The sequence below is a fragment of the Streptomyces scabiei 87.22 genome (assembly GCF_000091305.1).
GTDB classification, from domain to species: domain Bacteria; phylum Actinomycetota; class Actinomycetes; order Streptomycetales; family Streptomycetaceae; genus Streptomyces; species Streptomyces scabiei.
The window spans coordinates 96,285-110,129 of the sequence record NC_013929.1 but is presented as its reverse complement, the minus strand read 5'-3'; the positions used below and the strand labels follow the sequence as shown (position 1 = coordinate 110,129).

Annotated in this window: 10 protein-coding genes and 1 pseudogene; 6 read left to right on the top strand and 5 right to left on the bottom strand. The window is 68.6% G+C overall.

Translation table 11 applies throughout. The annotated features are described in order from the left end of the window. The first annotated feature begins 212 nt into the window (after positions 1 to 212). A complete protein-coding gene (locus SCAB_RS00450) occupies positions 213 to 1,043 on the top strand; it encodes an IS5 family transposase (protein WP_049875623.1) in 831 nt (276 codons plus the stop codon). Here SCAB_RS00450 and SCAB_RS00445 read toward each other — a convergent pair. From SCAB_RS00445 to SCAB_RS44225, 3 genes and pseudogenes are all read right to left on the bottom strand, one after another. Next, positions 961 to 1,527: a BAR domain-containing protein gene (locus tag SCAB_RS00445; protein ID WP_041668749.1), complete on the bottom strand. Its 567-nt coding sequence runs from the start codon at positions 1,525 to 1,527 to the stop codon at positions 961 to 963. The genes SCAB_RS00450 and SCAB_RS00445 overlap by 83 nt on opposite strands. 42 nt (positions 1,528 to 1,569) lie before the next feature. Further along, the gene (locus SCAB_RS48160; RefSeq protein ID WP_012998071.1) at positions 1,570 to 1,995 is read right to left on the bottom strand and encodes a cupin domain-containing protein; all 426 of its coding nucleotides are present in this window, start codon (positions 1,993 to 1,995) and stop codon (positions 1,570 to 1,572) included. A gap of 106 nt (positions 1,996 to 2,101) precedes the next feature. Further along, positions 2,102 to 3,009 (bottom strand): annotated as a pseudogene (locus SCAB_RS44225) (acyl-ACP desaturase); the annotation flags it as partial. Between the two features lie 330 nt (positions 3,010 to 3,339). Between SCAB_RS44225 and SCAB_RS00435 the strand changes: the two are divergent. Together SCAB_RS00435 and SCAB_RS00430 are read left to right on the top strand one after the other, a co-directional pair. After that, positions 3,340 to 4,128 carry a hypothetical protein gene (locus tag SCAB_RS00435; protein ID WP_012998069.1) on the top strand — a complete coding sequence of 263 codons (789 nt, stop codon included), beginning with the start codon at positions 3,340 to 3,342 and terminating at the stop codon, positions 4,126 to 4,128. 5 nt (positions 4,129 to 4,133) lie between these two features. Beyond that, complete coding sequence (locus SCAB_RS00430; RefSeq protein ID WP_012998068.1) at positions 4,134 to 5,537, top strand: NAD(P)/FAD-dependent oxidoreductase; 1,404 nt, start codon at positions 4,134 to 4,136, stop codon at positions 5,535 to 5,537. Positions 5,538 to 6,071: 534 nt separating this feature from the next. On the opposite strand, the gene SCAB_RS47215 is transcribed toward SCAB_RS00430, so the two are convergent. After that, positions 6,072 to 7,562 carry a protein kinase domain-containing protein gene (locus SCAB_RS47215; protein ID WP_012998067.1) on the bottom strand — a complete coding sequence of 497 codons (1,491 nt, stop codon included), beginning with the start codon at positions 7,560 to 7,562 and terminating at the stop codon, positions 6,072 to 6,074. A 312-nt stretch (positions 7,563 to 7,874) separates the two neighbouring features. Here SCAB_RS47215 and SCAB_RS00420 point away from each other — a divergent pair, with 312 nt between their 5' ends. Then, on the top strand, positions 7,875 to 8,072 hold the full coding sequence (locus SCAB_RS00420; RefSeq protein WP_148274167.1) for a hypothetical protein: 198 nt from the start codon (positions 7,875 to 7,877) through the stop codon (positions 8,070 to 8,072). 47 nt (positions 8,073 to 8,119) lie between these two features. Continuing rightward, the gene (locus tag SCAB_RS44215; protein WP_197696205.1) at positions 8,120 to 9,352 is read left to right on the top strand and encodes an IS30 family transposase; all 1,233 of its coding nucleotides are present in this window, start codon (positions 8,120 to 8,122) and stop codon (positions 9,350 to 9,352) included. On the opposite strand, the gene SCAB_RS00415 is transcribed toward SCAB_RS44215, so the two are convergent. Continuing rightward, positions 9,282 to 11,174 (bottom strand): CASTOR/POLLUX-related putative ion channel, encoded by a 1,893-nt coding sequence (locus tag SCAB_RS00415; RefSeq protein WP_012998065.1) that lies wholly within the window; start codon positions 11,172 to 11,174, stop codon positions 9,282 to 9,284. The two genes, SCAB_RS44215 and SCAB_RS00415, sit on opposite strands and share 71 nt — an antisense overlap. A 302-nt stretch (positions 11,175 to 11,476) precedes the next feature. Here SCAB_RS00415 and SCAB_RS00410 point away from each other — a divergent pair, with 302 nt between their 5' ends. Next, positions 11,477 to 13,507 carry a flavin monoamine oxidase family protein gene (locus SCAB_RS00410; RefSeq protein WP_012998064.1) on the top strand — a complete coding sequence of 677 codons (2,031 nt, stop codon included), beginning with the start codon at positions 11,477 to 11,479 and terminating at the stop codon, positions 13,505 to 13,507. The last annotated feature ends 338 nt before the right edge of the window (positions 13,508 to 13,845 follow it).

Below are 13,845 nucleotides of genomic sequence, written 5' to 3'. Positions count from 1 at the left end.
GGAGGTTCGGGTGCGGTCGCGGGCATGAGAGAACGGGCCCCTTGGTAGTGACGCGGTTACGACACCAGCACGACCAAGGAAGCCCGTTGCCCGATCAGTTGAGCAGCATCTCTGTGCCTGCGTCCACCGCGGTCACCCCTGGGTGTGACTGCTACGTGCACCGGTTCGGTTCGCTCGCTCCGGGACGGCGGGCAGCCTGCTATCCCAGTGACATGACGGATGCGGAGTGGGCCGAGGTCCGCGCCGCGATGCCGGTGCCGGCCTGGCTCCTGAAGCGGGGCGGGCGCCCCGAGGCGTACTGCCACCGGACAATGCTCGACGCGGTGCGCTACCTGGTCGACAACGGCGTGAAGTGGACGGCTCTGCCGGTCGATTTTCCGTACTGGCGGGCGGTCTACGACTTCTTCCGCCGCTGGCGGGCCTACGACTATGCGCGTGAGCTGTACGAACGCCTGCGACATTCGGCGAGGGAACGCTCAGGCCGCAACGCCGAGCCCAGTGCCGGGATCATCGACAGTCAGTCGGTGGACGCCTCCGAGACCGTCGGCGAGGACAGTCGCGGATACGACGGCGGCAAGTCACGTGACGGCCGCAAGCGTCACATCCTGACCGACACCGAGGGTCTGCTCCTGGAAGTGACCGTGACCACGGCCGATGTGCACGACTCCAAGGCCGCCCCCGCACTGCTGGAGACGTTCATGCAGCAGCCGGGACGGCTGCTGCAACTGGTGTGGGTCGACAGTGCCTACCAGGGTCCGGCGCTGGCGAGGGCGTTCGCCCGTCACGGAGTCCGGACCGAGGTCGTGCGCCGCTGCGACGGGCAACGCGGATTTGTCGTACTGGCCCGCAGGTGGGTCGTGGAGCGGACGCTGAGCTGGCTGGCCCGCTCACGCCGCCTCAACCGCGACCACGAACGCCGCCCCGACCACCACGCCCAGATGGTGTGGTGGGCCGCCGTGATCAGACTGTCCCGGCGCCTGGCCGCAGACGCTCCGCGCTGGCCGGAGAAGCGTCCCGGCCGACTGCCCCGGGCGCGGGCATGAACCGTCCGTCGTTCGCCCGCACCAGCCAGCCCCGCTTCTCCAGCACGTAGGCACGGTGCCGGATCTTCTCCACCTCGTTCTTGATCTCCGCTTCCCGGCCCACCGCCCGCGTCAGTTCCACCCCGTTCACCGGCCCCGAAGCGGCCACCATCGCGGCGAACACCTCCCGATACAGGCCGCTGAGCACCTCCTCGCCCATGCCCGACCGCCACACCGGCGGCCGCTCACCATGCCCCACGCCGGAGCCGCTCGACCCCAGGGCAGCAGCCATCTCGCCACCAGACGGCACCAGAACCGGCGTATTCACCGGGCTCTCCCCAGCCAGCACCGACACAAGTTCCTCACGCCCCACCCGGGCCCGCTCGACCCGCTCCCGCGCGGCATCCACCTCCGCCTGAGCCTGCTCCAGGACCTCCGTCCAGGACTCCAGATCCTGCCTCGCCCGCGCCTCACGCTGTTCCATCAACCTCAGCACCGACGGCATCGCACCCTCCTCGATCCACAACAAGCCGTCCGCTGCCTGCCCCTACCCCGCCGCGATCATGCCCCGCACACGACGAAGCCCCTGCTCACCGAACAGGGACTCCCTTTGCCACAACGCACTCAGATCGTCCCGAAGCCCGGGGAACCGCTGGAGCAGGTCGAACTCCTTCAGGTAGGTCCGATCGTCACCGTCCGGGGATTCCCCGGTCAGAGAACCCACAGTCAGGGAATCCAGGTACTCGCCCAGCGTCGACTCGGTGAATGCCGTGTGGTCCTTCTCCCTGTTGCCCTTGACGAGCTGCACCGGCAGCGACGGGGCGAGGGAGGCGATGTGACGGAACGTCCAGGTGCTGACGGCCGGCCAGTCCGAGCCCATCCGGCGAAACACCGCCGGGGTCTCGCTGTGCAGGTGGGCCATGGGTGTGCCCGTGGCCGCCGGCAGCGGTCGAAAGTCGGAGGCTTCTGTCACTTCTTCCAGCTCCTTCCGGTTGTTCTCCGGGTCCGTGCGGTCGCTCACCTGCCGCCGTCGTCAGCGGCCCGGGCGCGGTGACCGGCCGAGGCGGCACGGTGTCGGCGGCCTCGCGCCGCTCGGTGAAACGGTTCGCCGTGCGGTCGAGCCGGGCGAGGTATTTCGACAGGTCATCACGGGCACGTTCGCTGTCCGGGCCGAGACCGCAGCGCTCGAAGACCCGCAGTCGGCGCAGTACGGGCATGAGCACCTCGTCGTGATGCAGCCGGAGGTCGTAGATGCCCGCCACGGCGATCTGCGCCGACTTGCGCGCGAAGTTGTCGATCCCGTGGCCGGGCATCCGGAAGGACGTCACGACCCTGGTGACCGCACGCATGGCGGCATCGGGCACCAGGTCGAACGTCGCGTCGAGCAGGTCGCGGTAGAAGACATGTGCAGGTTCTCGTCCTGGGCGACCCGGGCCAGCAGTTGGTCGCAGACGGGGCCGCCGGAGAGGCGACCGGTGTTGCGGTGTGCGATCCGGGTGGCGAGTTCCTGGAACGACACGTACGCGAGCGCCTCGGCGGCCCCCGTGTACTCGAGTTCGAAGCCCGTGGCCAGGTGGACCATCCGGGCCCGTTCGAGGGCCACCGGGTTGACTGCTCGAGTTGCCAACAGGTAGTCCCGGATGACGTGGCCGTGGCGGTCCTCCTCCGCCGTCCACCGGTGCACCCAGGTGCCCCACGCACCATCGCGGCCGAAGTACTCAGCGATCACACGGTGATAGATGGGCAGGTTGTCCTCGGTCAGCAGATTGACGATCAGTGAGGTACGCACGGCCTCCGGCAGGTTGGACTGCCCGGGGGCCCATGCCTGCCCGCCGAGCACGCCGTCGAAGTCGAGGCCCCGGCTCCAGGGGACGTACTCGTGCGGGAACCACTCCTTGGCTGTCGCCAGGTGGCGGTTGAGGTCGGCCTCCACAACCGGTTCGAGGTCCAGCAACAGTCGGATGTCGGCGGTGGGCACAGTTGTCATACGGCTTCCCTGAGACGGGGAGGGGAAAGACGGCGAGGGGAACACGCGAGCCGGATCCGCGGTGTCCGCTGCGAGCGCGCGAAATACGCGAAATACCTGCCCGCTTCTGCACGGGTGGCGAGGGGCCGCCGGCCAAGAAATCCGGGGCAGGCGTGACGCCATTTGAAGAGTACCCGCGAATTCTCGCGGGACCGGAAAATGTAGTCGGGATCACATTCACTCCGAACGTCGAATGAATACGGGATTTCGAGCGTGAACGTGAGGTGAACAATTCATGCACAAATCCCGTCCGCAATATCGAAGGGCTTCCCTAACGATCGGTCGGTCGGCATGATCGAGATGCATTCCGATTCGGTTTCCAGGAGAGAAAACATGGCCATGGTCAGTCCGCGCCAGTTGATCCAGAACCACCCCGACAGGGAATCCGGCACTCCCTCGAACTCCATCGAGGTTCGTTTTCTGCGGCCGGGTGACGTCAAGGCGCTCATCACGCTGGAGCATGCGAAGTGGGACCAGGACCAGGCGGCGGACCGCGTGGAGCTGGCCGCCCGTATCCAGGCGTTTCCGGGGTTGAGCATAGGGGCGTTCGAGACGGGCGGGGCGGCGCTGGCCTCGTTGTTCATGAAGCCGATCACGACCGCGGAGTTGGGCTCAGCGGCCACCTGGGCCGACTGCGCCCGGGTGGAGACGCCCCATCCAAAAGCCACCGGATCGCTCTTCGGAATCAGCCTGAGCAGTGTCGACGCGGACGCGGTGACCGCCATATTCGAGTTCTTCTGGCCGCACGCGCTCAAACACGGCTGGCGCGATATCTATCTCGGCTCCCCGATGCCCGGTCTCCAGGCATGGCGGCGCGCCAACCCGGACATGCCGGTGGAGGTATACATGCGCGAAAAACGTCAGGACCTTCCTCGTGACCCGCAGCTACGCTATTACCACAACAAGGGTTTCAAAGATATCGTGGCCTGCAAGTCCGGATATTTTCCACACACCGCGTCACTCGATTACGGGGCCATACTCCGCGGGCACATACCACTGTCTGCCGGTGCTCCGCTGTGGCGCCTCGTGCCGCTACCGTGGTTGAAGCAGATGCGGCGGCTCCTTTTCCGGCTGGTGTAGCCGACATGAACGCCGAGCACACCGTCATCATCGGGGCGGGCATGGCCGGGCTGCTGACGGCAGCGGTGATCGGGGCGACCGGTCGCCCGGTCACCGTCCTCGAACAGAACCGAAGCCATGGGATGCCTGCGCCGCGCGGCGGTGTCCCGCAGGGCCGCCAGCCCCATGTACTGCTCCACCGCGGGCTGTCGGCGATCGAGGAACTTCTTCCCGGGCTGCGCAAACAGTTGGTCGCCGCGGGCGGGGTGCCGCTGGACACGGGCGACCTGGCGTGGCTGGGCGAACGCGGATGGGCGCCGTTCGGCACACCGGCGCTCGAACTGGTCTCCGCCACCCGCCCGCTGGTCGAGCACCTGGTCCGGCAGCGGGTGGCGGAGCTGCCCGGGGTGGAGCTGCGCGGCGGTGCGCGGGTGCGAGGCCTGAGCCGCGGCGCCACCACGACCGGCGGCGGCTGGATGGTCGAGTGCTTCAACGCACCGCCCGTTCGGGCCGACCTCGTCGTCGATGCCTCCGGGCGCAGCTCCCGACTGCCCGACTGGCTGTCGCCATGGGGAATCGAAAAGCCTGCGACCACCGTCGTCGATGCCGGATTCGGCTACGCGGGACGCGTCTACGCCGCCCCACCCGACCACCTCGGCAAGGTCGCGGGAATCGTCATACTTCCCGTTCCGGGCGCACCGGCCGGCGGTGTGGCGCTACCAGTCGAAGACGGACGCTGGATGGTGGCGGCGGTAGGCGCCGGAGACCACCGGCCGCCCCGCGACCCGGCCGGTTTCGACGCCTTCCTGAACCGGCTGCGGGACCCGGCGCTCGCCGACTTCACCCGCAGCGCCCACCCACTCGGCGACATCACGGCCCACCGCCGCACCAACAATGTGCGGCGCCGCTACGACCGCCTGACGCACTGGCCCGACGGGCTGCTGGTCGTGGGCGACGCCTTGTGCGCCTTCAACCCGGTCTACGGCCAGGGCATCACCGTCGCCTCCACCCAGGCCCTGCTCCTGCGGCAAGCGCTGGCCACAGACGTGCGCCCGGGACGGGAGCGACGCCTGATGCGCCGGCTTCACCGGGCGGCGGACCTCCCCTGGGCCATCGCGACCGGCGAGGACCTGCGCCACACCGCCGGCCGCCCGGCATCCGGCCTCGACGCGCTGTTCGGCCGCTGGTCCGGCGAGGTGGACCGGCTCGCCGCACACGGCAACCTGAGGGCCCAGCGCGCCCTGGACCGCGTCTATCACCTCGTCGGCTCGCCCGCAGGCCTGCTCCACCCGGCACTGCTGGCCTCCGCCGTCCGGGGACGCCTCCTCGGACTACCCACCCCGGTCCCCCGACCGCCACTCACCACCGGCTCCGCACAGCCAGACCAGACGGACACCGACCGGCACCCCTCGTACCCACCGGCGCCATGACCGCCTTGGACTGCCCCAGCCCGTGCTCCGCATCTCAGCTGTCTGACGCATGCTCAGCTGCGCCGGGGCGGACCCCCTCTCAGGACCGCAGCTTGATCGAACCCGGCGAACCTGTGCGGCCACAACACCAACGACCGTGTGGATCAGGCCTCGACGCGTACCTCCTTGCGGACCTTGGCGGTGAGGGCGGCCGCGTCCTCGCACAGAACTCGCTGAGCAGTCGGCTCTTGCCCATGCCGGCGTCTCCGGCGACGTCGATCACGGCGGGGGCATCGTCCTGCCCCACACGGCCGATCACCGAGTCGAATCGTGCCAGGTCGGCAGCCCTGCCGACCAGCTTCGCCGTCTCGTCGAACGTCGGCACCATCGTGTCCCCCTCCATTGATGTCCCTCTCGATGTCCCACTCGGTGAGCGCTCCGGTCCCCTCGGACAGGACGCCCCGGAAGTCTGTGCGGTCGTCATCACGGCGGGGGTAGCACGGTGCGGTCCTGCCGCGGGTCGCGGCCTCGGTGGCAGTACCGAAACGACTGTGGTCATGGTTTGGCAGCCCCGTCTCGGCCCGACAGTCCACTTTGCATGCTTCGCTCACTTGCTGGTGCTGTCGACGAACGAGGTGTCGATCCGAGGGCGAACGAACGAGGTGTCGATCCGAGGGCGAACAGCGCCGCGCTGGGCGCCCACTGGGTCGTCACCAGTATCTCGTTGTGTGTCGTAGAGGCCGATGCGGTGTCTGTGCGCCGGTCCCTGGGGGCGACAAAGACGGTGATGACCGAGCCTTGATCGAGCAAGGAGCCGGCAGACGGACTCTGGCCGCAGACGCGGCCCCCTGTTTGCCTGAGGTCGCTGCAGAGGCCCGAGCTGCTGCGCACCAGGCGGAATCCGGTGGTCCGGGCTTGGGCCCGTGCGTCCGGCAGCGTTCTTCCGAGCAGGTCCGGAGCGGGCACTTGATGCTGTCTGGACTCGGCGGGAGAGTGGAGGGTCAACCAGACGGACGTTCCTGCACCGCCGAGTGCGATGACCAGCGAGACGGCCACGGCGTGAAGGACGCGGCGGGGGCGTGTTCGACGGCGGGGGTTCCTTGCCTTGCGTGTGGCGGCTGATGGTGGCTCGCTCCGCTCCAAGTCGAACTCGGTCCGCCCCGAGTCGATATGGAGGGTTGCGGTGGTTGGAGCTTCGGCCGTCAGAGAGGTCCGCACCGCGGCAACGGCGGCCCGCATCGCCGGAGCATCCTGGTGACGTTGTGCCGGGTCCTTCGCGAGCGCCTTCAGGACCAGTGCGTCCACCTCCGGGGGAATGCCGGGAACGATCTCCGAGGGGGCTCGCAGTGTTTCCCGGACCTGTCGGTGGGCGACCGAGAGGGGAGAGCCGCCATGGAAGGGAGGGCGTCCGGTCAGCAGCTCATGGAAAAGGCAACCGACCGCGTACAGGTCGCTGCGCGCGTCCGCGGGCTGCCCGATGGCCTGCTCCGGCGACAGGTATTCCGCGGTGCCGATCACTATGGAGGCCTGGGTGATCGCCGTCTCCTGGCCCGACATGGCCCGCGCGATACCGAAGTCCATCACCTTGACGGCGCCGTCGGCGGTCAGCATGACGTTGGCAGGCTTGACGTCACGATGGACGATGCCTGCCCCATGGGCGTGTTCCAGTGCCCGCAGGACGCCGTCCGTCAGCTCCAGCGCCTGCTGGAGCGTGGGGGGAATCTCGGAGCGCAACCTCTCGGCGAGTGTCGTCCCGGGCACATACTCCATCACGATGTACGGCAGGACGCCGCCGCCGGTGAGTTGTTCCTCGCCGCTGTCGTAGACAGCCACCACTGACGGGTGGTTCAGTGACGCCGCCGACCTTGCCTCGCGGCGGAACCGCTCGCGGAAGTACGGGTCGAAGGCCATATCGGCACGCAACGTCTTCACCGCCACCGTACGCCCGAGCCGCAAGTCCTGAGCCAGGTAGACCTCGGCCATTCCTCCGCTGCCGAGGCGGGAACCGACGCGGTAGCGTCCCGCCAATGTCTGACGCTGGATCACCTGTTCTCCTGTGAGCGCTCTACCGCGGGCGCGGTGGACGATACTGCCGGCCAAGCCGCGTGTGAGGTCCGGAGGGCCCGTTCGCGGAGCACGTGGTCGCCCCGAGTGGCCCCGGGCCCGCACCCCTTCGGCACAGGCGGCCGGACCGTAACGGGGAAGTCTGTGGAAATCTTGTGGAGCGCCCTGGCGGTGCCCATGCGGCCTCGGCCTGTTCTTCGGTTTGCTCCCGTGACCGGTCAGGGGGCGTCGAGGGGATTCTTCCGGTGCGGGAGGAGGGGGCCCGGTGACAAAGTTCTCGGGGCGGTGGTGCAGATGTCAAAGAACGCCCGCTCGCAACCGATCCGCACCTTTGGCTCAGACCAGAGCGAGGGGCAGCCCGGCGAGCTGACCAGCGCCGAGCGCGAGGAACTGCGGCGGTTGCGCAAGGAGAACCGCGAACAGCAGCAGACCATCGAGAAACTGAAAAAAGCGACCTTAGATTCAACCGGTCAGAGCAACAGCGCTGGTTGAGGACGGTATACGTGGCGAGACTGGGTCGGCCGGGGATGTCGGACGAGATGAAGGCCGACCTGTGGCGGCGGTGGAGGTCCGGGGAGTCGATCAGCGTCATCTCGAGACAGATCGGCAAGCCGCCCGGCTCGGTGTTCACCGTCCTCAAGCACCACGGAGGAATCGCTCCCGTGCCCCGCAAGGCGCGCGCCGGAAGCTTGACCATGGGCGAGCGGGAGGAGATCTCACGCGGGCTTTGTGCCGGCGATTCCTACCGGGCGATCGCCGGCCTGCTGGGCCGTGCGGTGTCGACGATCAGCCGCGAAATCAACAACAACGGCGGACGCGACGTCTACCGGGCAATCGCTGCGCAGGAACGCGCACTTGACCGCGCCCGGCGGCCGAAGCAGTGCCTGCTTGCCCGCAGGCCCGCGCTGAGGGAGACGGTGCTGCTTCTGCTGAGGGAGGAGTGGTCGCCGGCACAGATCGTCGGTCACTTGCGTCGGCATCATGGTGACGACCCGGGGATGGAGATCAGCCACGAGACGATCTACCGATCGGTCTACACCACCCGCTGGAAAGTGATCCCCCGCGAGCTGTCCAAGCGCCTGCGAACTGGCCGCCCGATCCGGAAGAACAAGCGCCACACGGTGAAAGGACAGTGGCGCTCACAGATCACCGATGCCCGACCAATCGAGGACCGGCCCCAGGCGGCGGAGGACCGCAGCGAGTTCGGGCATCTGGAAGGCGATCTGGTGATCGGCTCGAACAACAGCCAGGTCGCCACGCTGGTCGACCGGAAGCCACGGTTCCTCACGGTCGTGAAACTCGCCAGCCGCCACACCACCGTGGTCGTTCCCGCTCCGGCCGAGACCTACGAGCGCATGGATTCCCGACTACGCAGCACGCTGACCTGGGATCGCGGCATGGAACTGGCAGCCCACAAGCTTCCATGTGAGGCCTCATACCACGGCGGGCGCATGGAACCTGAGCACCTCGTCCGCTCCGCCAGAGCCGTCCGCACCCGCTCCAGCTCAGCTTCGAGTTCGTCCACCCGCACTGCCGCGGTCTTCTGCCGCGCTATCCGAAACCGCCTGCATCGACGGCATCCGCCACCCCACGGCATCTCGGCCAGGAACGGACCGAATCTCCCGCGGCACATGGGATCTCATGCCGACCAGCAGAATCCGCGTACGAGGTTCGAAGCAGAACGACCTCTGAGAGGGTGTGTCAGTCCTGCGCGATCACGACCACCTCGTCACGGCCGGTCCAGCAGCGTCGCTCGTTCTTGTCCGGGTTGATGCGCACTCCGTGGTCGGGAGCGGCCATGGCCCGGTCGTGGCGGCGGTAGCCGATGGCACATTCGCCGCGCCGCTGCGCGGCTGCGACGACCGTGGCGAAGGACGCCTCACAGCCGGGCAGGACGTATGACGACGCCGGCCGCAGGTGGATCTGACTGCCGGTGGGAGAGAACAGTTCCTCGAACACTGCGGCAAGGTGCCGATTCTGGGAAATCTGGGCCATTAGCAAGCCGATGAGTTTTCCACTGATGATCACATCCGCTCCGGGGCTGACGGGCGCGAGCGTCCGATTGCGGTCGTCGGTCATCTCTGTGACCACCGGCAGCTCCCGTCCCGTCTGCCGTTCCAGTAGTTGCAGAACGAGGAGCGTGACGAGGGTCCGGTTGTCGGCCTCGTCCGGCTGCTGTCCCGCCACGGGGTCCGGGCCGAGCACGACAACGCTGTCGTACGAGTCGATCTCCAGACAACGAAGTGTCTCGGGTCGGGTGATGTCTCCAGGCCGGAACGTGACGGTCAGGCAAGGTGCGGAGTGTGTATCGATGCCCCTGACCTGTTCGGCTGTCACCTCGTCCCGGTCCGCCACCACGGCAATGACCGAACCGTGCGCGGCGGACCGGCCCAACTGTTCGACAATGAGCGAGGCCCGCCGGTTCCATCCGAGGATCAGGAGCCGTTCGGGCCGGGCGTTCGCCGGCCGCCAGGGTGTCATCACCGACTCGTCGACCAGCCCGGAGCAGTCGCTGAGCCGTGCGGTGTCGTCGTCCCGCGTGATGACGATCAGCCGGTCTCCGGGGCCGATCAGGGTCTGCGGCGGCGGGTTGAGCAAGGGCCTGCCGTCGCGCAGCAGGCCGACCACGCTGGAGGTGGCGTAGGCCAGCAGCGTGTCGCCGAAGGAGCGGCCGGTCAGGGCCGGATCGAAGGCGAGGTAGAACTCGTCGCCGGCGAAGTCCAGGAGGTCGCGGTACACCAGGGACAGTCCGGGGCGGCGGGCGGACTGCACGATCAGCCGGGCGGTGATCGCGTCGCTCTCCAGAACGATGCCGCGCGATCCGGCGGCGAGGGTGGCCGCCAGCCGATACCGGTCGTCTCTGACGGCGGCGACGACGGGCGGCCCTTCCCCCTGGCCGAGTGCGGAACGCAGCGCCAACAGCGTCTTGACCACGTCCGGGTCCCCCGACGGATCGTCGTGGGGCAGTACCAGCACGGCGCTGGCCGCGCCGGGGTTGGTCAGGGCGAGCAGGACGGGATCGGTGGGGGGACCGCTACGGCAGATCAGCCGGGTGCGGCCGGTGGCCCCCACCTTGCTCCTGAGGGCCTCCTCCATAGTGGTCTTGTTCCGGTCCGCCAGCACGGCCACCGCGCCGTACCTCTGGTTGGCGTTGGCGGCCACCAGCTCGCTCACCACCGTGAACACCTGCTCGGACCAGCCCAGCACCACCGAATGTCCCTGCTCGAGAACGGTGGAGCGGCCCCGTCGCAGTGCGGTGAGCCGCTCAGTGAGTCCGGTGGTGATCAGGCCGACGAGAGTGGACACGTACACCAGGGCGACCAGGGCGAGCAGTACCGACAGCAGCACGCGCAGGAGCGGGCCTGTCGCTCCGCCGAGCCGCAGTGTCTCACCGGTGAGACGCCAGATCTCTGCCAGCCTCTCCGCGCGGGACGCCGGCGCATGTGGGTCCGTCCACACCAGCACGGCGCTCGCCGGGAGGACGACTACGAGGCAGCCCACAGCAAGCCAGCCGACGAGCGCGGAGGTGCCGCGTGCCAACGTGGTGTCGAACCAGTAGCGTGCCCTGCCTTTGAGTTCGGCCCTTCGTCCCACGCCTGCCCCCTGTTCCGCCGAGCTCCCGCGGCAGCGGCCATGCCGCTCCGGTTTGCCCCGCTGCTCCCCCACCGGCCGGCCACGGCCACAGCCACAGCCACAGCCACACGGAAGTGTGCCGACGAGGCGGCCGTGACATGCGGATCACCGCCTGTCTTTCATCCCTTCGGGGACGTCGCCAAGGGGCGAGGCTCTGTGGCCTTCCGACCCGGCGTCAGCGGTTCGACCTCGGCATCGCTCGTTCGGGGCAACGCTGCGGCGCAGGTGGGCGGGCCGGGTCGGCGGACCGGTACAAGTGCGTCATGACTGGAGATCACGAAGCCGTCGTGGCAGGTTCGGACCTGTCCAGGCGCAGCTTCGCAACGGCAGCGGGAATGGCTGCGGCGGCCACGACTCTGGCTGGTGGCGCGCCTGCTTCGGCGATGCCTGTACAGGCCGTCCCGGCCGCACCGGCGCCCACCCGGGGCGCGGACTTCGACAGGTGCCTGGCTGTGGCACGGGCCCTACTGGTCGTGGACGACAACGACCGGCCTTTGGTCCCACGCTACGAGCGAGTGCTCAAGGACGGACTGCCCGCTCAGCGGTCGGCAAAGCCCAAGAGGGTCCTCGTCGTCGGGGCCGGCCCGGCCGGTCTGGTGACGGCGTTACTGCTGAAGCGGGCGGGCCACCACGTGACCGTTCTCGAGGCGAACGGCAACCGGGCGGGCGGACGTATCAAGACCTTCCGCCGCGGCGGGCACGAACGGGCAGCTCAGCCTTTCGCCGACCCCCGTCAGTACGCAGAGGCGGGCGCCATGCGCCTGCCCTCCAGCCACCCGCTGGTGATGGGTCTCATCGACCAACTGAACCTGAAGAAACGGCGTTTCCACTACGTTGACGTCGACGGTGAGGGCCAGCCCGCCAACCGCACCTGGATCTACGTCAACGGCATCCGGATGCGGCGGGTGGACTACGCCCGGGCGCCCCGCCGCATCAACCGGTCGTTCGGCGTGCCGCGCGCCCGCTGGGACACTCCCGCCGCGGCCATCCTTCGGTCGGTGCTGGATCCGGTGCGCGACGAGTTCAGCACCGTGGACGCCGGCGGCAAGCGGGTCGACAAGCCGCTGCCGGAACGGGTGCGGGGCTGGGCCAGGGTCATCCAGCGATTCGGTGACTGGTCGATGTTCCGCTTCCTGACCGAGCACGCCGGGCTGGACGAGCGCACGGTCGACCTGATCGGCACGCTGGAGAACCTCACGTCACGCCTGCCCCTGTCGTTCATCCACAGCTTCATCGGCTCCTCCCTCATCAGCCCCGACACCGCCTTCTGGGAGCTGGAGGGCGGCACGGCGGTGCTGCCGGACGCACTGCTGGCGCAGGTGCGCGACACGGTCCGGTTCGACCGCCGGGTCACCCGCGTCGAGTACCACGATCCTGACCGTCCTTCCTCCGAGACCCCGCACGTCGGCCGCAAGGGCCATCGGGTGTGGGTGGACACGGTCTCAGAAGGGCGCGACGGCCCGGTCGTGCGCGAGCAGTTCACCGCGGACGCGGCCGTGGTCACCGTGCCCTTCTCCGGTCTGCGGCACGTACAGATCAGCCCCCTGATGTCGTACCGCAAGCGCCGCGCGGTCGCGGAACTGCACTACGACAGCGCCACGAAGGTGCTCCTGGAGTTCAGCCGCCGTTGGTGGGAGTTCACGGAGGCCGACTGGAAACGCGAGCTGGGCCGGATCGACCCGAAGCTGTACGACGCCTACCGCACCGGCCGCACACCCGCCGACGGCAGCCTGCTTGGCGTCCATCCCTCCGTGCCGGACGGCCACATCACCGCAGGCCAGCGCACCCACTACGCCGCCAACCGTGCCGTCTCCCGCGACCAGCCGCAGGCCGCACACGTCGTGGGCGGCGGCTCGGTGTCCGACAGCGCCAACCGGTTCATGTATAACCCCTCCCACCCGGTGCCCGGCAGCTCCGGCGGAGTGGTACTGGCCTCCTACAGCTGGGCCGACGACGCACTTCGCTGGGACTCCCTGGACGACGAGGCCCGCTACCCCCACGCCCTGTGCGGACTGCAGCAGGTCTACGGCCAGCGCGTCGAGGTCTTCTACACCGGCGCCGGACGCACCCAGAGCTGGCTGCGCGACCCCTACGCCTACGGAGAGGCATCCGTACTACTGCCTGGCCAGCACACCGAGTTGCTGCCCTCCATTCCCCTGCCCGAAGGCCCGCTGCACTTCGCTGGTGACCACACCTCCCTCAAGCCTGCCTGGATCGAGGGCGCCCTGGAATCGGCGGTCCGCGCCGCACTGGAGGTCCACACCTCGCGATCTGATGGGCAGCCTGCCTACTGAGCGCACTTGGTGTTCAGCAGCGAAGTCGCCGAAGCAGGTCCAACCCGGGGCGGCGGACAGTCGGGGCACGGCGGTGGCCTGGCGCTTGCGCAGCCGCAGCCTGGCGATGCCCAACTCATCAGTACCGTCAAAGATCCGCTTCACGCCACTTTGCTATCTGGGCTGATCAAGGGCCGTCGGGAGTGTAGTTGGGGGGAGTGGTGCTCGGTGGAGTCTTCGCCGAGCTCCCCTCCACCGAATGGAGCCGCCGCTGGTAATGGCAGTGGCGGGTGCTGCCTGGCGCCTGCGGTGCCAACGTGACCAGGTCGATACGTGTGCGCGAACCGGCCGGCTGGCTC

Excerpts from the sequence above, each read along its gene's own strand:
- SCAB_RS00435 (WP_012998069.1), top strand. The coding sequence starts at position 3,340 with ATGATCGAGATGCATTCCGATTCGGTTTCCAGGAGAGAAAACATGGCC.
- SCAB_RS44215 (WP_197696205.1), top strand. The coding sequence starts at position 8,120 with ATGAAGGCCGACCTGTGGCGGCGGTGGAGGTCCGGGGAGTCGATCAGC.
- SCAB_RS00430 (WP_012998068.1), top strand. The coding sequence starts at position 4,134 with ATGAACGCCGAGCACACCGTCATCATCGGGGCGGGCATGGCCGGGCTG.
- SCAB_RS00410 (WP_012998064.1), top strand. The coding sequence starts at position 11,477 with ATGACTGGAGATCACGAAGCCGTCGTGGCAGGTTCGGACCTGTCCAGG.
- SCAB_RS00420 (WP_148274167.1), top strand. The coding sequence starts at position 7,875 with ATGTCAAAGAACGCCCGCTCGCAACCGATCCGCACCTTTGGCTCAGAC.
- SCAB_RS00450 (WP_049875623.1), top strand. The coding sequence starts at position 213 with ATGACGGATGCGGAGTGGGCCGAGGTCCGCGCCGCGATGCCGGTGCCG.
- SCAB_RS00445 (WP_041668749.1), bottom strand. The coding sequence starts at position 1,527 with ATGCCGTCGGTGCTGAGGTTGATGGAACAGCGTGAGGCGCGGGCGAGG.